The sequence below is a fragment of the Rhodobacteraceae bacterium IMCC1335 genome, from assembly GCA_039640495.1.
Taxonomy (GTDB): domain Bacteria; phylum Pseudomonadota; class Alphaproteobacteria; order Rhodobacterales; family Rhodobacteraceae; genus Thalassovivens.
On record CP046864.1, the window covers coordinates 1,466,054 to 1,485,422 of the forward strand.

Consider the following 19,369-nt stretch of genomic DNA (forward strand, 5'->3'; position numbering starts at 1 on the left):
TGACTATGGCTGATCTCTGCTATGGGGCTTTAAACCCTCGTCTTTCTGGCGTAGAGCAAGGCCATTATGTAAGGAGGCTTAAGCCGTGCCTGAGTCACAGCGTCAACCCTATTTTGTTTTGGTCCGCCCGCAAATGGGCGAAAATATCGGCGCATCCGCCCGTGCGATGTGGAATTTTGGTTTGGAGAAAATGCGCGTGGTTGCGCCGCGCGATGGCTGGCCCAGCACGCGGGCGGTGGCGATGGCCAGTGGCGCGGGCCGGTTGCTGGATGCGGCGCAGCATTTTGATGGGGTCTCTGAAGCGGTGGGCGACGCCAATTTTATTTTTGCCACAACAGCGCGCGGCCGCGGCTTAACCAAGCCAATTTTAGCGCCGGAAGAGGCGATGCGCCAAGCCGCGGAAAAACTCGCTCAGGGGCAAAAAGTAGCCGTGTTGTTTGGCCCAGAGCGCGCGGGGTTGGAAAATGAAGATATCGCGGGGGCAAATGCGTTGATATCGGTGCCGGTGAATCCTGATTTTCCATCGCTGAATTTGGCGCAATGCGTGTTGCTGATGGCCTATGAGTGGCGCCGCGCGCAGGGGCAGGTTGAGCTGGTGCGCATGGAACTGGCAAAAACCCAATGGGCAGAGGCGATTGAGGTTGAAAAGTTGGCCCAACATTATGAAGAGCGGCTTGAGGATGCTGGGTTTTTCTTTCCCGAGGCCAAGGCACCCGGGATGAAGGTGAATTTGCGGAATATGTGGTCTCGCTTTACGCTGACCCGCGCGGATGTGCAAATGTTGCATGGGGTGCTGCGGCAATTGGTGCGGGGTACCAAAGGCCAAGACTGACTTGAACAGCCTCTTTCTTAGTCTAAATTTTAGCATGTTATAATAAGGGTTTTTTACGCAGATGAATGATAAAAGATCGATATTTGAAGAGGTTGGATCGCAGAGCGCAGCAACTGATACAGCGCCGGTTCAGGGTATGATTGACCAAGGTCGTGGCGCCGGAGCCCGGTCTTGGATCCGGATCTGGTTGTATCTTTTATTTGCTTTGGTGGTGACGATGATCCTGGTCGGGGGACTGACGCGCCTGACCGATAGCGGCTTAAGCATCACCGAATGGAAACCCGTTTCCGGGGCGTTGCCCCCCTTATCTGCCGAGGCATGGCAGAGCGAGTTCGACAAATACAAAGCCATTCCCGAATATGAACTTCAAAACAAAGGCATGAGCCTAGTGGAATTTCAATTTATTTACTGGTGGGAATGGGGGCATCGGCAATTGGGCCGGGTGATTGGTTTGGTTTGGGCGGTTGGATTTGCGGTGTTTTTCGCCGCCCGTAAAATCCCCACTGGGTGGACTGGCCGTTTATTGTTGCTGGGTGTTTTGGGCGGCATGCAAGGGGCGATTGGGTGGTGGATGGTGGCCAGTGGCCTAACTGGCGAGCGTTTGGATGTGGCCAGCTATCGCTTGGCAACGCATCTGGGGTTGGCCTTTGTTATCTTGGGTTTCATAGCTTGGTTTGCGCTCTCGCTCAGCCTTTCAGAGAGAGCGCTTTTGCAACAGCGCCGCAGACGTAAAGAGCGTCTATTTTCCATGAGCACCGGGTTGATGCATTTTACCTTTTTGCAAATTTTGATCGGGGCGCTGGTGGCGGGAATTGATGCGGGGCGCAATTATATCGACTGGCCTTTCATGGCGGGCGGGTTTTTCCCCCCTGATCCATTCAGCCTTACGCCTTGGTGGCGCAATTTTTTCGAAGATGATGGTTTGGTGCAATTTATTCACCGGATGTCGGGTTATCTGCTCTTTATCTTTGGCGTGGTGGTATGGAGGCGGTCGCGCAAATCGGGAAATAGCGTGGTGCGCTCTGGCTATGCTTGGGTGATGGGTATGCTCGTGCTTCAGATGGTGTTGGGCATTGTCACTGTGATGCATTCGGCGCCTTGGTCCTTGGCGATTCTGCACCAATTGGGAGGTATTGCGCTTTGGGTTTTGGTTATTCGGGCCCGTTTCTTGGCTGGATATCCGCCTGAGCAATTCATAAAAGGAGCCTAAATCATGAGCGCCTATCAAATTTTGATGGAATATCAGCATCAAACAGAGGCCTTGTCAAAAATTGCGGCGCGTCTTGACTGGGATCAAGAAACGATGATGCCGTCAGGCGCTATTTCAGACCGCTCACAGGAATCAGCCGCGCTTGAAAAGACCTTGCATGCCCGGCGCAGCAGCTCCAAATTGGGTGAGTTGCTGGCCGCAGCGCGCCAAACAAAACTAGCCGCCTCAGAACAGCGGCAAGTGCAGTTGATTGGGAAATCCTATCAACGTAATTGCAAAGTGCCGGCAGAGATATCGGTGGCTTTGGCCGGATTAACCTCAAAATCGCAACATATATGGGCCCAAGCGCGCGCGGATGAGGCGGTTGAAGATTTCACGCCGATATTGGCCGAAGTGGTTGCACTGCGCCAGCAAGAGGCCGCCGCTTTGGCCGATGGCACAGGGCTCAGCTTATATGACGCGTTGCTTAAGGATTATGAACCTGATGGCAGCACGGCTGAAATTTCAATAATGTTTGAGGCTTTGCGCAGCCCATTGGTCGCGCTGCGCTCCGCGGTGCTTGAGCGCCCGCCTGCGCCTGAATTGGAGGGACAATTTGATCCGCAGTTACAGTTGAAACTGAGCCAGGAGCTGGCAGAATGCTTTGGCTATAACATGGCGTGTGGACGAATCGATAGGGCGGTGCATCCGTTTTGTTCTGGAACTGGCGCGGATGTACGGATTACCACACGCACCGACTCCAGTGATCCGTTAGGGTGTTTTTATTCGACCATTCATGAGGTGGGTCACGGTAATTATGAGCAGAATATAGATCAATCTTATGGCTTTACGCCGATTGGGCATGGCTGCTCGATGGGGGTTCATGAAAGTCAAAGCCGCATTTGTGAAAATCAACTGGGCCGCTCTGAAGCCTTCACCAGCTTTCTTTATGGCCGGATGCGCGACGCGTTTGGCTCTTTTGGCGTGGCCTCTGAGCGGCAGTTTTATCAAGCGGTGAATCGTGTCAGTGGTGGGTATATCCGAACCGAAGCCGATGAATTGCAATATAATTTGCACGTGATGATGCGGTTTGATCTCGAGCGTGATTTGTTGTCTGGACAGCTTGCAGTGTCGGACCTTGAAGCGGCTTGGAATGACCGGTTTTTGTCAGATTTTGGATATGCGGTTGATCGCCCGTCGCATGGGATGCTGCAGGATGTGCATTGGTCAATTGGGTTATTTGGTTATTTCCCAACTTATTCCTTGGGCAATGTCTATGCGGGGTGCCTGTATGAAAGCCTGCAATCGGCCTGTCCAAATTTAGATACAGATTTAGCTGCAGGCAATTTAGGACCTGCCTGTGCATGGCTGAAACAGAATGTGCAACAATACGGTAATCTTTTGCCAGCACATGAATTGATGACTGCCGCTTGCGGCGAGGCACCATCTGAAGCTGCATTCCTGCGCTATATCGAGGCAAAGTTTTCAGACCTCTATGATTTGGCATAGAAAGGTGCAAATCGTGTTTAAGCAGGGCCGCTTTGCGGATTTAGAATTTAAGCCTCGCTTTGCGGGGCTTCTTCTTCCTCTGATTGCTCGACAATTCGGGCGACGGAAACTACTTCTTCGTTGCTGCCTGTGTTGAAAATTTTCACGCCGCCGGCGCTGCGCGAGCGGAAAGAAATACCTTCAATGGGCACCCGGATGGATTGGCCTTTTGACGTTGCCAGCATGATCTGATCTTCCAAATCGACTGGGAAGCTGGCAACTAAATCACCGCCCCGCATCGCTTTATCCATCGCAGCAACGCCCATCCCGCCTCGGCCACGGACGGGATAATCATGGCTAGAGGACAGTTTTCCCGAGCCGCGGCTGCTAATCGTTAAGATCAGGTTCTCGGCGGCTGACATTTCGGCATAGCGTTCAGGGCTGATGGTTGCGTTGGCGCTCACCTCTTCATCTTCAGTGCCAGCCCCTTCGTCATCAACCATTCCGGCGACGGCGCGGCGCATCTTCAGATAGGCGGCGCGCTCATCTGAACTGGCTTCAAAATGGCGTAGGATCGACATCGAGACAACGCAGTCATCGCCAGTGAGGCGCACGCCGCGCACACCGGTGGATTTCCTCCCTTTGAAAACCCGCACCGCGTTGGTGGAAAAGCGGATCGCCCGGCCTGATTTAGTGACCAACATCACATCATCATCTTGGGTTGCGATGCGCGCGTTTACCAGCGCGACATTATCTGGCAGATCCATGGCGATCTTGCCATTGGCGCGGACATTGGTGAAATCAGACAGCGCATTGCGGCGCACATCGCCGGCCGAGGTGGCGAAAATGATTTGCACGTTTTCCCAATCCTCTTCGGGAATATCAACCGGCATGATTGCGGCGATCGAAACGCCGGTTGGAATGGGCAGAATATTCACTACAGCCTTGCCCTTTGAGGTACGCCCGCCTTGGGGCAGACGCCATGTTTTCAGCTTATAGGCCATGCCATCGGTCGTAAAAAACAACAATTGGGTATGGGTATTTGCCACGAAGAGCGAGGTGACCAAATCTTCATCTTTGGTTTGCATGCCCGATAGGCCTTTGCCGCCGCGGCGCTGGGCGCGAAAATCCACCAATGGGGTGCGTTTGATATAGCCCCCAGAGGTAATCGTCACCACCATATCTTCGCGCTCAATCAGATCCTCGTCATCCAGATCCCCGGACCATTCGATAATCTCTGTACGGCGCGGAACCGCAAATTGCTCTTTCACGCTGTTCAGCTCATCCGTGATGATCGCCATAATACGGTCACGCGAGCCCAGAATTTCAAGATATTCGCGGATTTTTCCCGCCAATTCCTGCAATTCATCCGTTACTTCTTTTACCCCAATTTGGGTCAGGCGTTGAAGGCGCAATTCAAGGATCGCTCGGGCTTGCACTTCTGATAAATGATAGGTGCCATCCGCATTCACAGGATGGGTCGGATCATCGATTAGTTTAATATATTCAAGTATCTCTTCTGCCGGCCATGCCCGCGTCATCAATTTGGCGCGCGCATCCGCGGCGTCAACCGAGCTGCGAATGGTCGCTACAACTTCATCAACGTTTGAAACGGCCGCGGCCAGCCCGCATAGGATATGGCTGCGTTCGCGCGCTTTGCGCAGCTCAAACGCGGTTCTGCGCGCCACAACATCTTCGCGAAAGGCGATGAAATTGGTTAAGAACGAACGCAACGTTAACTGCTCTGGCCGCCCCCCGTTTAACGCCAACATATTGCAGCCAAAATAGGTTTGCATCGGGGTGAAGCGGAACAGTTGGTTCAAAACAACCTCTGCGGTTGCATCGCGTTTCAATTCGATCACAACCCGAACCCCGATTCGGTCGCTTTCATCTTGCACATGCGAGATGCCTTCGAGTTTCTTTTCGCGCACCTGTTCAGCGATTTTTTCAATCATCGCGGCTTTGTTTACTTGATAAGGGATTTCATAGATGATGATGGCAAATCGGTCTTTTCGAATTTCTTCGACGCGGGTTTTCGAACGGATGATAACGCTGCCGCGCCCCTCTAAATACGCTTTGCGCGCGCCCGAACGGCCAAGCATGATGCCGCCGGTCGGAAAATCGGGCCCCGGTACATAACCCATTAATTCTTCGCTGGTGAGGTCGGGATTCTCGATCAAAGCCAAAGTGGCATCGATCACTTCGCCCAAGTTATGCGGCGGGATATTGGTGGCCATGCCAACGGCAATGCCCCCCGCGCCATTGACCAGCATATTCGGAAATCGGGCTGGAAGCACGGTTGGCTCGCGGTCTTTGCCATCGTAATTATCTTGAAAATTGACAGTATCCTTATCGATATCGGCCAATAAGAATGATGCGGGCTTGTCCATGCGCACTTCGGTATAGCGCATTGCGGCGGCATTATCCCCGTCCATAGAGCCAAAATTGCCCTGGCCATCCAGCAGCGGCAGCGACATTGAGAAATCTTGCGCCATGCGCACCAACGCATCATAAATCGCGCTGTCGCCATGCGGGTGATATTTACCCATGACGTCCCCCACGGGGCGGGCTGATTTGCGATAGGATTTATCATGCGTATTGCCGGTTTCATGCATGGCGTATAAAATCCGGCGATGCACCGGCTTTAATCCATCGCGCAGATCCGGGATCGCGCGGCTGACGATCACGCTCATCGCGTAGTCAAGATACGCGGTTTTCATTTCCTCCGCGATCGAAACGCTGGGCCCGTCATAGACAGCGCGTTGCGGGGGCGTTTCTTCGGTGGCTTCGGGGGTTTCTGGCGTGTCGGTCAAATAAACTGCTCTTTTCGATGCCTAATCTAAATCTTGTGAGTTAACCTTAGCAGAACAACCATATACTGCGCAATGGCAGAGGCTGTTTCATTCAGTCAAAGACGGTAATTTCTGCAAGATTTAGGGCAGAATGCGCGTGTATTTTGCCCCTTCTAGGCTGACTCCGAATTTCAGACCGGCTTGGCCAAAAACCACCGCGATCACGGGGGCATTCAGCGTGGTGGTGTCAAGCCGGATCGACTCACCTTCGCCCTGAAACGCATAGTCAATATCGCCGCCTACAGTCCAACCGTCGGAATTACGAAAATCGTTTAACGCTTTCGAGCTCATGAAAAATAACGCATGCGCATATTGTTGCGCGCCCAGCTGCCAGCCATAGCCGGCGGAGGCCATAGAATAATATTCGATCGTCTCTCCTTCCGTGCGCAGGGCCCCGCGCCCGTAAGAGCCGCCAATTCCAAAACTAGCTTCGGTTATCAGAGGCATGATCAAAATACCCGCGGCGCGTTGGCTTAAGTCCTGCGTATGGGGGTGGGTTTGATAAAGCTGCTCGAGCGTGGCGTCTACTCTGGCATCAATTTTGGTGGCATCTTCTTTTAAAAAAGCGGCTTCTTCCTTTAAAGCCTCGGTATCAACAAGCGCCGCCGCGCAGCCGTTTAACACAAGCATTGTGGCAAAGAGGCTTGCAAAGAGACGTAGTTTTGAGGTCAGCTTGTTCATGTTATTTTGCTCGATTTATAAGGGTACCGGATTGCCTCAGTCTCTAGCCTGTCTTACGCAGTTTGTCATCCTAGATTTCATTCACATTCCCTTGAGTTTTTGGGCCGCATAGGGCGCATAATAGGTTAAAATACCGTCACAGCCTGCGCGTTTAAAGGCCATCAGGCTTTCCAAAATGACCTTATCACTGTCAAGCCAGCCATTTTCGATCGCACCTTGCAACATCGCGTATTCGCCAGACACTTGATACGCATATGTTGGGGCGCCAAATTTATCTTTGACCCGTCGACAGATATCCAAATAAGGCATGCCTGGTTTTATCATAACCATATCGGCGCCCTCCGAGAGGTCTCTGGCCACTTGGCGCAGGGCTTCATCTGAATTGGCTGGATCCATTTGATAGGTGGATTTATCGCCCTTTAAGGCACCCGCAGCGCCGACCGCGTCGCGAAACGGGCCATAAAACCCGCTGGCAAATTTCGCCGCATAAGACAAAAGTATAACATCTTGATGGCCCGCCTGCTCAAGCGCTTGGCGCAAGACCCCAATGCGGCCGTCCATCATATCGGAGGGCCCAATGATATCTGCGCCGGCTTCCGCTTGCGAGAGCGCCTGTTTTACAAGCGCTTCAAGCGTTGAATCGTTTTCCACTTTGCCATCGATAACAAAACCGTCATGGCCGTTGATATTATAGGGATCCAACGCGACATCGGTCATAATGGCGATCTCTGGCACCGCGTCCTTGATCGCGCGCGTTGCGCGATTTGAAAGGTTTTCGGGGTTCCACGCTTCTGCGCAATCCTGCGTTTTCAACGCGGGATCCGTGTAAGGAAATAGGCAAATTGCCGGAATCCCCAATCCAGCGGCCCATTTTGCTGCCTCAACCACTTTATCAACGCTGCGCCGGACAACCCCCGGCATCGAGACCACGGGTTGCTCGATATTTTGGCCATCGCAGACAAATACCGGCCAGATGAGATCTCCCACGCTCAACGTGTTCTCGCGGATGAGCGCGCGCGTGGCTGCCGATTGCCGCGCGCGGCGAAAGCGGCTGGCGGGAAATGCTGCGATTGGGTTCGATGCCATTATGATCCTCCAGTTGACCGGCCACATCGTGGCATGTAACAAGCAGCCGAGCAAGAGATTGATTGCGCATAAAGCGCTGCGTATTCGATGCGCTTATTCGCGGAAACCCAGAGAAAATTATCGTGCTACTCATTGATAACCTTGATTTTACAGCTTTTACCAGCGTTTGGTTCTGGGTTATCCTTGTGCTTGTTTGGGCGGTGACCAGCCAATATATCCTGGGCATTCCCTTTTCCGATTTACAGCGCGCGGCCAAGGCTGATGCAGATGCGCAAGAGGAAGCTTTAACTCGGCTGTTTGCGCAGGCGCAGCGTGTGGCCCCCCCCGCCATTGCAACTATTCGCTTGGGCTTGGCATTGGGGGCTGGATTCGCGGTGGGGTTTTGGGCAGTGGCAGCCTTTGGATATAGCAATGAGCCGCTGCAGGCTGTCTTTCTATTAGTGGTGCCGCTTTGGCCTGTATTGCTCTTGCGCGTGCGTTTTGCCCGCAGTATTATCGGCACCCGGCCCGATTTCGCGCAGGTCTATACAAAACTCCGATGGATCCGGTTTTGGACGTTTTGTATCGGCGTGCTCACGCTTTTCCTGACGGCGTTCTGGGGGATGATTTTCAATATAAACAAGCTGGTCCTATGAAAAAAGACGGGTGGTTTAGTTTTTGCGCAGCAAGGTTTGAATGATGGCCAACACCGTAACAATAGGGGGCGTGCCAGAGGGGTTTGACGCAGATATTATATTGCGCCAAATGCAGCAAGATGAGCGCCCTGTGATGCATATTGCGCGGGATGATAAGCGGTTGGCAGCCTTTGCCGAAGCGGTCCGGTTTTTTGCACCAGACATGCCCGTGATACGGTTTCCCGCCTGGGATTGTTTGCCCTATGATCGTGTATCCCCGAATGCGGATATTTCAGCCCAGCGGATGGCCACATTGGCCGGGCTTGTACATGGCATGCCCAAACAATTCATCTTGCTTACCACGCTGAATGCCGCGATGCAGCGCGTGCCTGCGCGCCAGGTGTTGCGCGATGCGGCATTTCGGGCCGAGGTTGGCCGGCCCATCGATGAAGAGGCGCTGCGTTCTTTTTTAGGTCGAATGGGGTTTTCCAAGGCGCCGACGGTGTTGGAACCCGGAGATTACGCCATTCGCGGGGGATTATCGATATTTATCCCCCGGGTGATTTGGGCCCAATTCGTTTGGATTTGTTCGGGGATATATTAGATGGGGCGCGTCGGTTTGATCCGGTCAGTCAGCGCACAACTGAAACATTATCTGAGATTGAATTATCGCCCGTATCGGAAGTGATTTTGGATGAGGCGGCAATCACCCGGTTTCGTCAAAATTACCGTAGCGAATTCGGGGCAGCCCGCAGCGATGATCCGATTTATGAATCGATAAGTGCAGGCCAAAAGGTTCAAGGGTTTGAACATTGGTTGCCGTTTTTTCACGCGCATTTGGAAAGCCTGTTCGATTACCTCCCAGAGGTTTGCGTGAGCTTTGATGACCAATTGGAGCCCGCAAGACTGGCGCGTTGGGAAGGTATTGAGGACCAATATGAAACGCGTAAATTGGCGATGCAAGCTAAGCAACGCATGGGTTCCGTTTACAAACCGGTCACGCCAACGGCTTTGTATTTAGATGACGCGGCGTGGGCAGCCAGTTTAAACGGGCATAAAATTTTAAAATTGCATCCTTTGCCGCAGGCCAGCGGGCCGGGTGTGATTGACGCACAAGGGCGTATGGGGCGTAATTTTGCGCCAGAGCGCCAACAGGAAACGGTAAGCCTTTTCAGTGTATTATGTCACCATATTCAGAAAAAATTAGCGAGTGGTCCCGTGGTTTTGGCAAGCTATTCCGACGGCTCTTGTGAACGCCTAAGTGGATTGGTAAGCGATGAGGGTTTTGGCGATCCTGTTAAGATAAATACGCGGGCGCAAATCGGCGATGCGGGGCTTTATGTCACGGTTTGGGGGCTTGAACATGGTTTTGAAACCCCCGATTTCACGGTGATTTCTGAACAAGATATTTTGGGGGATCGTTTGGTGCGAAGCGCCAAAAAGCGCCGCAAAGCCGAAAATTTCTTGACCGAGACGCAAAGTTTATCTGCGGGTGATTTGGTGGTGCATGTCGATCATGGTATCGGCCGCTATCGCGGGCTTGACTTGGTGACGGCAGCGGGGGCGGCGCATGAATGTTTGGTTTTGGAATATGCGGAAAGCGCGCGTCTCTATCTGCCCGTTGAAAATATAGAATTGCTGAGTAAATATGGCCATGACGAAGGCCTTTTGGATAAATTGGGTGGGGGTGCCTGGCAGGCCAAGAAGGCCAAACTCAAGCAACGTATTCGCGATATGGCGGATCGATTGATCCGTGTTGCTGCCGAACGGGCTTTGCGAAAAGCGCCGATTTTAGAGCCGCCGCCCGGCAGTTGGGATGCGTTTTGTGCGCGCTTTCCCTATCAGGAAACCGACGACCAGTTGATGGCAATTAGAGATGTCGTCGATGATTTAACATCGGGCGCGCCAATGGATCGGTTGATTTGCGGGGATGTGGGGTTTGGTAAAACCGAGGTGGCCCTGCGCGCAGCTTTTGTTGCCGCGATGTCTGGCACGCAAGTCGCCGTAATCGCGCCCACCACCTTGCTCGCGCGTCAACATGCGCAAAGCTTTGCCGAGCGGTTTCGCAGCTTTCCATTGCAAGTGCGCCAATTATCGCGATTTGTTTCGAGCAAAGAGGCGCAAGCCACGCGCGATGGCATTAGTGAGGGAACCGTTGATATTGTTGTGGGCACGCATGCCTTGCTGGCCAAATCGATCAAATTTCAGAATTTAGGGCTTCTGATTATTGATGAAGAACAACATTTTGGGGTGCAGCATAAAGAACGGCTGAAGCAGATGCGCTCTGATATTCATGTCCTGACTCTGACCGCCACGCCGATCCCGCGCACGTTGCAATTGTCTCTTTCTGGGGTGCGCGATCTGTCGATCATCGGCACGCCGCCCCTGGATCGCTTGGCCATTCGCACCTATGTCAGCGAATTTGATGCGGTAACCATCCGCGAAGGATTGTTGCGGGAACATTATCGCGGCGGTCAGTCCTTTTACGTGGTGCCCAGGGTCAGCGATTTGCCTGAAATCGAAGCCTTTTTGCAAGAACAGTTGCCCGAGCTTACCTATGTGGTTGCGCATGGCCAAATGGCGGCAGGTGAACTGGATCGGCGCATGAATGCCTTTTATGATCGCCAATATGATATTTTGCTGGCCACAACGATCGTTGAATCGGGCTTGGATATTCCAAGCGCGAATACCATGGTGGTGCATCGCGCCGATATGTTTGGTCTGGCCCAGCTTTATCAAATTCGCGGTCGGGTTGGGCGTTCTAAAACCCGCGCTTATGCGTTTTTGACCACCAAGCCCCGGGTTAAACTAACCAACACGGCCAGCAAACGCCTGCGGGTGTTGGGCTCATTAGATTCTTTAGGGGCAGGGTTTACCTTGGCCTCGCAGGATTTGGATATCCGCGGCGCGGGCAATCTATTGGGGGAAGAGCAATCCGGGCAGATGCGCGATGTGGGCTATGAACTCTATCAAAATATGTTGGAAGAGGCGATTTCAAAGATCAAATCGGGGCAATTAGAGGGCTTGTCAGACGCTGATGATCAATGGGCCCCGCAAATCAATTTGGGCGTTTCGGTGCTTATACCAGAGAGTTTTGTGCCGGATCTTGATGTGCGACTCGGGCTGTATCGCCGGCTTTCTGGGCTTAGCACGAAAGTGGAGTTGGAAGGTTTTGCCGCTGAACTCATCGATCGGTTCGGCGCCTTGCCCCGCGAGGTTAATACACTGCTATTGGTTGTGCGGATAAAGGCAATGTGCAAACGCGCGGGTATAGCCAAGCTGGATGGGGGCCCCAAAGGCGCGGTTCTGCAATTTCATAATAATAAATTTGCCGCCCCTGAAGGCCTTGTTGCGTTTATTCAAGATCAACGCGGTTTGGCAAAGATTAAAGATAACAAATTGGTCGTGCGGCGCGATTGGAGCAAAACCAGCGATAAGATCAAGGGCTCTTTTAGCATTGCAAAAGACCTAGCGGCGAAAGCCGAGTCCCAAGCGCAAGCATAGCCCGAAACCCTGAACGCTCTGAGCATGCTGCGATGCACGGGGCCGTTTTGGGGCAACGTTCTAACGGCTGGTTTCTGTGAGTCGGCGCTTCACATAAGACGAGACGTGGCCGATCATATCATCCATGTGCCGATCTTCAAAGAAATGCCCTGATCCCTCAAGTTCCGTATGCGTGATGGTAATGCCTTTTTGCTCATGCAGTTTTTCAACCAGCCCAACCGTGTCGGCGGGCGGAGCAATCCGATCTTCGGTGCCATTGATGATCAAACCAGAAGATGGGCATGGCGCCAAAAACGAGAAATCATACATATTGGCGGGGGGAGAGGCGGAAATGAAACCGGTAATTTCGGGGCGGCGCATCAACAATTGCATGCCGATCCATGCGCCAAAGCTAAACCCTGCAACCCAACAATGCTTTGAATTGTTATTCATCGATTGAAGGTAATCGAGCGCCGCCGCCGCATCACTTAATTCACCAACGCCTTGATCATACTCGCCTTGGCTGCGCCCGACGCCTCGAAAATTAAAGCGAAAAACGGTAAAGCCCATATTGTAAAATGCGTAATGCAAATTATAGACGACCTTATTGTTCATCGTGCCGCCGAATTGCGGGTGCGGATGCAAAACGATTGCGATCGGCGCATCGCGATCTTTTTGCGGATGATAACGGCCTTCAAGACGACCTTCAGGACCGGGAAAAATTACCTCAGGCATATGCTTTTCTCTCTCCTTGGCGCCGGCGGCTTATTGTTGACAGTTTATATCAACCATATTAGAACTATTCTAAATTGCTCTGCGGCGTTTGATTGGAGTTGCAGATAGTCTGTGCAGCAATGCAGGTCAATCAATTTGCGGGATGAAACGATGAAACTCAGCACGAAAGGCAGATATGCAATGGTCGCTTTGACCGATATCGCCTTACAACCGCAGGACGCGCTGGTGACATTGGCTGATATTTCCAAGCGCCAGGATATCTCTTTAGCTTATTTGGAGCAGCTTTTCGTTAAATTAAGGCGCTCAGGTCTGGTGCAATCTGTTCGGGGGCCGGGCGGTGGCTATAAATTGGGCAAATCGCCCCATGAGATGCGGATTATTGATGTTTTGTCGGCCGTCGATGAAAAGCTGGACGCTATGCATAAAGGCGCGGGCGCCACTGGGGGGCTCTCTGGCAGCCGCGCACAATCGCTAACCAACCGCCTTTGGGAGGGGCTGAGCGCGCATGTATACGTATTTCTGCATCAGACCCGCCTATCGGATGTGATCCAGAATGGTCTCATTCCATGCCCGGCGATCCCTTCGTTTTTGTCATTGGTTGATGAGGAATGAACCGGGTTTATTTAGATTATAACGCCAGCGCGCCGCTGCGCGAAGAGGCTCGCGAGGCTATGGTGCACGCGATGGCGCTTGCGGGAAACCCATCTTCGGTGCATGCCGAGGGGCGTCAGGCGCGCGCTATCGTGGAAACAGCCCGCCAGCAGGTTGCCGCAGCATTGGGCGCGCAGGGCGCGGATGTCATCTTTACATCCGGCGCCACCGAAGCGGCGGGATTGGCGCTGAACGGGCGCGGCATTCGCTGCGCGGATATCGAGCATGAAGCCGTGTCTTCGTGGTGTCAGAGCGATTTGAGTTGCGGCTTAGATGGGGGGGTGGCTTGCGAAGCGCCCGAGGCAACGGCGCTGCAATTGGCAAATTCTGAAACAGGCATTCTGCAGCAATTGCCCGAAGGTTTGGCGCTGTGCGATATGACACAGGCGTTTGGAAAGCTTCCCGTTGCGTTTCATTGGACCGGCGCCAACATGGCGCTGGTCTCTGCGCATAAAATTGGTGGGCCCAAAGGCGTGGGCGCATTGATCGTTAAGCGCGGCACCGAGGTCGCGGCACAAATCAAAGGCGGCGGGCAAGAAATGGGCCGCCGCTCGGGTACTGAAAACGTGATTGGAATCGCCGGTTTTGGCGCCGCGGCCGAGGCTGCACAGCGCGACTTGGCCGATGGTGTTTGGAAGCAAGTTGAAAAACTTAGAAACATTCTAGAAAAGGCGGTTGCACAATCCGCTTCGGAGACTATTTTTGTAGGTCAGGGTGGTCGCAGATTGCCCAATACGAGTTACATGATTTCGGAGGGTTGGCGCGGGGAAACCCAAGTGATGCAAATGGATTTGGCGGGGTTTTCAGTCTCTGCAGGCTCTGCCTGTTCGAGCGGAAAAGTAAAACGCAGCCGGGTTTTGCAAGCCATGGGGTTTTCAGCTGAGCAAGCAGCCTGCGCGCTTCGAGTGAGTTTGGGGCCGCAGAATAAACAAGAAGATATCGAGCGCTTTGTCGAGGTTTGGGGCGCTCATCAACATCGGTTACAAGGTCGCCGCCGTAGCGCCTAGCCAATAATAAGGAGGCCAAAATGGCTGCTTTGGATCAAATGGACGTCAAAGAGGGTGTCGATCAGGAAACTGTTGACGCGGTGCGCGAAGTTGGCGGTGCCTATAAATACGGGTGGGATACCGAGATTGAAATGGAATACGCCCCGAAAGGCGTGAACCCTGATATCGTGCGGCTGATCTCAGAAAAAAATCATGAGCCCGACTGGATGACCGAGTGGCGTTTGCAAGCTTTTGCCCGCTGGGAGCAAATGCAAGAGCCGGATTGGGCGATGGTCAGCTATCCGAAGATAGATTTTCAGGATCAATATTATTACGCGCGCCCTAAATCAATGATTGAAAAGCCAAAATCGCTGGATGAGGTGGATCCAAAGCTTTTGGCAACGTATGAAAAGCTGGGGATACCGTTGAAGGAACAAATGATCTTGGCCGGAGTGGAATCCGATCAAGAGGTTCCCGCTGAGGGCCGTAAAGTGGCGGTAGATGCGGTGTTTGACAGCGTCTCTGTGGGCACCACGTTTAAAGAAGAGCTGAAAAAAGCGGGTGTGATTTTCTGTTCGATCTCCGAAGCGATCAAAGACTACCCTGAATTGGTGCGTCAATATCTCGGGTCGGTTGTGCCGGTGTCTGACAATTACTATGCCACGTTGAACAGCGCTGTATTCTCGGATGGATCATTTGTCTATATCCCCCCGGGCGTGCGCTGCCCGATGGAGCTGTCTACCTATTTTCGCATCAATGCAGAAAATACCGGCCAATTTGAGCGCACATTGATCATCGCCGATCAGGGCGCCTATGTCAGCTATCTCGAGGGCTGCACGGCCCCTAAGCGGGACACCACGCAATTGCACGCGGCGGTGGTTGAGCTGGTGTTGCTAGAGGATGCCGAAATTAAATATTCGACGGTTCAAAACTGGTTTCCGGGCGATGAGGAGGGCAAAGGTGGCATTTACAACTTTGTGACCAAACGTGCAGATTGCCGCGGTGATCGCGCCAAAGTCATGTGGACGCAAGTTGAAACCGGGTCTGCTGTGACCTGGAAATACCCGTCTTGCATTCTGCGCGGTGATGAAAGCCAGGGCGAGTTTTATTCGATTGCGATTGCGAACAATCACCAACAGGCGGATACCGGCACAAAAATGATCCATTTGGGCAAAAACACCAAATCTCGGATTGTCTCGAAGGGGATCTCTGCAGGCGTGGCGCAAAACACCTATCGGGGGCAGGTCTCAATGCATCCCAAGGCCAAAAACAGCCGCAATTACACGCAATGCGATAGTTTGCTGATCGGGGATAAATGCGGGGCGCATACGGTGCCTTATATCGAGGTGAAAAATAATTCCTCGCGCGTTGAGCATGAAGCGACCACGTCAAAGGTCGATGACGATCAGCTGTTTTATTGCCGTCAGCGCGGAATGGATGAAGAAGAGGCTGTCGCGCTGGTTGTGAATGGCTTTTGTAAAGATGTTTTGCAGGCTTTGCCGATGGAGTTTGCGATGGAAGCGCAGCAATTGGTTGCCATCAGTCTGGAAGGCTCGGTGGGCTAGCCGCGCCGGTGTCGGGATCCGGGGCGAGCTACCGGTGATAAAAAAGTTAGATCGGGTGTGTCAGAGTGGAAGAACAAACCCTTTAATCAATTAATTTGAGGTAAGAGATGTTAGAAATTAAAGATCTTCACGTGTCGTTGGAAGAAGAAGATAAGCAAATTTTAAAAGGTGTGAATTTAACAGTTGAAGCGGGCAAAGTGCACGCGATCATGGGGCCGAACGGATCCGGAAAATCCACTTTGTCTTATGTCTTAAGCGGTAAGGATGGCTATGAGGTGACGGGCGGAAGCGCGGCATTAGATTCGGTTGATCTGCTTGAAATGGATCCTGAAGAGCGCGCGGCTGCCGGCTTGTTTTTAGCCTTTCAATATCCGGTTGAAATCCCCGGCGTTGGGAATATGACGTTTCTACGCACAGCGGTGAACGCCCAACGCAAGGCACGGGGCGAAGAAGAAATGAGCGCTGCCGAGTTTTTGAAACTTGTCCGCGCCAAGGCGAAAACCCTGAAAATCGATGCAGATATGCTGAAACGGCCGGTCAATGTAGGGTTTTCCGGTGGTGAGAAAAAACGCAATGAGATTTTGCAAATGGCGATGTTGGAACCCAAAATGTGTATTTTGGATGAAACCGATAGCGGGTTGGATGTGGATGCGATGAAACTGGTTGCTGAAGGCGTAAATGCTTTGCGCGATGACGGCCGTGGCTTTTTGGTGATCACGCATTATCAACGCCTGCTGGATCATATCAAACCGGATGTTGTTCACATCATGGCAAACGGGCGGATCGTGAAAACAGGTGGCCCAGAATTGGCGTTGGAAGTGGAGAATAACGGTTATTCTGATATTTTGGCGGAGGTTGCTTAATGGCCTTGCCACAAGTCAAACTGGGTGCTTTAGAGGCGCGTCTATCTATGATGCAGCCGATCGATACGGGCTGGAGTGCTTCGGCCCGCGCCGCGGCGCTCAACACTTTAAAAGCGATGGGATTGCCTGACCGGCGCGATGAATATTGGAAATATACCAACCCCGCGGCGTTGGTGGCGCCTGAGGCCGCGCGTGCTGAGGTTTTGGGTCTGCCCGAAGCGGCGCTTTGCGGTGATCTAGAGCGCCTTAAAATTGTGTTCGTTGACGGGGTTTTTGACCCCGAGGCTTCTGATGATTTGACTGGCTCGGGGGTTCAAATTGACCGCCTGGCCGCCTGTCAAGATTTGGATCTGCATTGGGCAAAGCCGGTTTATGGAACCTTAGAGGCGCAGGGACAAGCGCCGGTGGAACGGCCTTTGGCCGCGCTTAACACCGCGTTTGCGAGTGATGGCGTTTTGATCCATGTCACAGCTGCGGTGAAACCTATTTTAAACGTCGTGTACCGACATGAAGATCCGCTATCTGATGTGATGCTGCACCATCTGATCAAGCTTGAATCAAACGCATCTTTGACGTTGGTTGAAAACGGGCCTATCGCCGCGCGCAGCAATCTGGTGATGGAAGTAGAGGTCGCAGATCAAGCGCAATTTCATCACATACGGGCGCAGGGCCGCGATCATGAACAACGCTGCTGCAGCAGCATCTTTGCCTCTTTGGGCCAAAAAAGCGTTTTCAAATCATTTACCTTAACGGTGAATGGCGTTTTGACCCGCAATGATTGCGTTTTGGGCTTGAAGGGTGATGATGCGGTTGCGCATGTCGCCGGGGCTTGCGTGGGGGATGGGGCGTTTCATCATGATGATACGGTCTTTATCACTCATGATGCGGTGAATTGCGAAAGCCGGCAGGTGTTCAAGAAAGTCTTGCGGAACGGGGCTATTGGGGTTTTTCAAGGCAAAATCCTTGTCAAACCTGGGGCGCAAAAAACCGATGGTTATCAGATTAGCCAATCGCTTTTGCTGGATGAAGACAGCCAGTTTCTGGCCAAGCCTGAGCTGGAAATCTACGCAGATGACGTGATTTGCTCGCATGGCTCCACCTCGGGTGCGATTGATGAAGACGGGCTGTTTTATCTGCGCTCGCGCGGTGTTCCGACGCCGCTGGCGGTGGATATGCTGACTTTGGCGTTTCTTGCAGAGGCGCTTGATGAAATTGACAATGACATATTGTCCGCCGCGATGCTTGAGCAATTAGAGGCGTGGCTGGCCCGGCGGCGCAGCTAAGCATGTCAATGTTGCGAAATATCGTAAAGAGCTACACCAAGCCAGGCCAAGTTATGAGCGACTTGTTGCAAGCGGGGCCGCGTGAAGATCGCGCCTTGGCGTTTTTGGCTGCCGGCTGCGTATTGGCCTTTCTGGCGCAATGGCCGGGCCTTGCCCGACAAGCGCATCTGGAAGAAAAAGCTTTGGATATGCTTTTGGGGGGCGCCTTGTTTGGCTGGTTCTTTTTGGCGCCGTTGATGTTTTACATTTTGGCCTTGCTGGTGAAGTGGGGCTGGGGTGTTTTTGGGCCATCACTGTCAGCCTACAGTGTTCGCGTTGTTCTTTTTTGGGCGTTTTTGGCCGCCGCACCCCTGATGTTATTGCATGGGCTTATCTCAGGGTTTTTAGGTCAAACTTGGATTAAAGAAGCCGTCGGCTTTGTTTGGTTCGCGGTGTTTATTTGGTTTTTGGCGGCGGGGCTGCGCGCGGCGCGGCCGCTGGCCCCATGACGGGTGAGTTGATGATAAAGCGGCTTCTTCAAGATAGTTTCTCAAAGCCCAGAGAGGCGGCGCAAGAGGTGATTGCGATCAACCTTTCTTATGATGCGATCTTTTCTTTGTTTCTGGCTATGGTCTGCGCCAGCACCGCTTTGATGTTCACCATTGATTTCATTTTGCCGCAAAGCGCCGAGGCGGTTGAGATCCTTGGCGCACCTTGGAAAATTTGCGTTGTCATTTTTGTTGTGACAACCGCGGTTGCGTTCGGCATTGCTTGGATTGGCGAGAAGCTACAGGGCTTGGGCGATTTTAAATCAATTATGGCGCTGATGGCTTGGATGCAGGTGCTGCAATTTGCATTGCAAATTATATCTTACGTCTTTTTGTTCATCATGCCCCCGGTTTCTGCGTTTTTTCAAGTGGCGTTGATCGGGTGGTCATTTTGGATTTTTATCACCTTTATTGATGTGGCTCATGGGTTTGACAATATGATCAAGGCAACGTTTGTTTCCCTACTGGGCAGCATGCTCGGGGTGCTGAGTTTGGCGATGCTGACCACTTTATTTTTCTTGGGAACCTGACCTG

The 19,369-nt window shown here is 52.7% G+C and carries 15 protein-coding genes and 1 pseudogene; 12 read left to right on the top strand and 4 right to left on the bottom strand.

From position 1 onward, the window contains the following. Positions 1 to 85 precede the first annotated feature (85 nt). From GN241_07020 to GN241_07030, 3 genes are all read left to right on the top strand, one after another. Entirely contained in the window at positions 86 to 832 is a 747-nt protein-coding gene (locus GN241_07020) for a TrmJ/YjtD family RNA methyltransferase (GenBank protein ID XAT57137.1), read from the top strand. 61 nt (positions 833 to 893) lie between these two features. Further along, positions 894 to 2,042 carry a heme A synthase gene (locus GN241_07025; GenBank protein XAT57138.1) on the top strand — a complete coding sequence of 383 codons (1,149 nt, stop codon included), beginning with the start codon at positions 894 to 896 and terminating at the stop codon, positions 2,040 to 2,042. Between the two features lie 3 nt (positions 2,043 to 2,045). Further along, complete coding sequence (locus GN241_07030; GenBank protein XAT57139.1) at positions 2,046 to 3,530, top strand: carboxypeptidase M32; 1,485 nt, start codon at positions 2,046 to 2,048, stop codon at positions 3,528 to 3,530. Positions 3,531 to 3,577: 47 nt separating this feature from the next. Here GN241_07030 and gyrA read toward each other — a convergent pair whose 3' ends face one another. The 3 genes from gyrA to hemB form a co-directional block, all read right to left on the bottom strand. Further along, on the bottom strand, positions 3,578 to 6,322 hold the full coding sequence (gyrA, locus tag GN241_07035) for a DNA gyrase subunit A (GenBank protein XAT57140.1): 2,745 nt from the start codon (positions 6,320 to 6,322) through the stop codon (positions 3,578 to 3,580). Positions 6,323 to 6,442: 120 nt separating this feature from the next. Further along, a complete protein-coding gene (locus tag GN241_07040) occupies positions 6,443 to 6,991 on the bottom strand; it encodes a twin-arginine translocation pathway signal (protein ID XAT59212.1) in 549 nt (182 codons plus the stop codon). A gap of 132 nt (positions 6,992 to 7,123) precedes the next feature. Beyond that, complete coding sequence (gene hemB / locus GN241_07045) at positions 7,124 to 8,128, bottom strand: porphobilinogen synthase (GenBank protein ID XAT57141.1); 1,005 nt, start codon at positions 8,126 to 8,128, stop codon at positions 7,124 to 7,126. 62 nt (positions 8,129 to 8,190) lie between these two features. Between hemB and GN241_07050 the strand changes: the two genes are divergently transcribed. Both GN241_07050 and mfd read left to right on the top strand, forming a co-directional pair. Next, positions 8,191 to 8,763: a hypothetical protein gene (locus GN241_07050; protein XAT57142.1), complete on the top strand. Its 573-nt coding sequence runs from the start codon at positions 8,191 to 8,193 to the stop codon at positions 8,761 to 8,763. 43 nt (positions 8,764 to 8,806) lie between these two features. Then, a pseudogene (gene mfd, locus GN241_07055) lies at positions 8,807 to 12,246 on the top strand (transcription-repair coupling factor). Between the two features lie 60 nt (positions 12,247 to 12,306). Here the strand turns inward: mfd and GN241_07060 are convergent. Then, a complete protein-coding gene (locus GN241_07060; protein ID XAT57143.1) occupies positions 12,307 to 12,960 on the bottom strand; it encodes an alpha/beta fold hydrolase in 654 nt (217 codons plus the stop codon). Between the two features lie 150 nt (positions 12,961 to 13,110). Between GN241_07060 and GN241_07065 the strand changes: the two genes are divergently transcribed. From GN241_07065 to GN241_07095, 7 genes are all read left to right on the top strand, one after another. Continuing rightward, positions 13,111 to 13,572, top strand: a complete 462-nt coding sequence (locus tag GN241_07065) for an Rrf2 family transcriptional regulator (protein XAT57144.1) — start codon at positions 13,111 to 13,113, stop codon at positions 13,570 to 13,572. Further along, on the top strand, positions 13,569 to 14,618 hold the full coding sequence (locus GN241_07070) for an aminotransferase class V-fold PLP-dependent enzyme (GenBank protein XAT57145.1): 1,050 nt from the start codon (positions 13,569 to 13,571) through the stop codon (positions 14,616 to 14,618). Before GN241_07065 ends, GN241_07070 begins: the two co-directional genes overlap by 4 nt. A gap of 20 nt (positions 14,619 to 14,638) precedes the next feature. Beyond that, on the top strand, positions 14,639 to 16,162 hold the full coding sequence (sufB, locus tag GN241_07075; protein ID XAT57146.1) for a Fe-S cluster assembly protein SufB: 1,524 nt from the start codon (positions 14,639 to 14,641) through the stop codon (positions 16,160 to 16,162). 107 nt (positions 16,163 to 16,269) lie between these two features. After that, complete coding sequence (gene sufC / locus GN241_07080; protein ID XAT57147.1) at positions 16,270 to 17,025, top strand: Fe-S cluster assembly ATPase SufC; 756 nt, start codon at positions 16,270 to 16,272, stop codon at positions 17,023 to 17,025. Then, entirely contained in the window at positions 17,025 to 18,308 is a 1,284-nt protein-coding gene (locus GN241_07085; protein ID XAT57148.1) for a Fe-S cluster assembly protein SufD, read from the top strand. The genes sufC and GN241_07085 overlap by 1 nt, the downstream gene beginning before the upstream one ends. Before the next feature lie 2 nt (positions 18,309 to 18,310). Next, complete coding sequence (locus GN241_07090) at positions 18,311 to 18,796, top strand: YIP1 family protein (protein ID XAT57149.1); 486 nt, start codon at positions 18,311 to 18,313, stop codon at positions 18,794 to 18,796. Further along, on the top strand, positions 18,748 to 19,365 hold the full coding sequence (locus GN241_07095) for a hypothetical protein (GenBank protein ID XAT57150.1): 618 nt from the start codon (positions 18,748 to 18,750) through the stop codon (positions 19,363 to 19,365). The genes GN241_07090 and GN241_07095 overlap by 49 nt, the downstream gene beginning before the upstream one ends. Positions 19,366 to 19,369 lie beyond the last annotated feature (4 nt).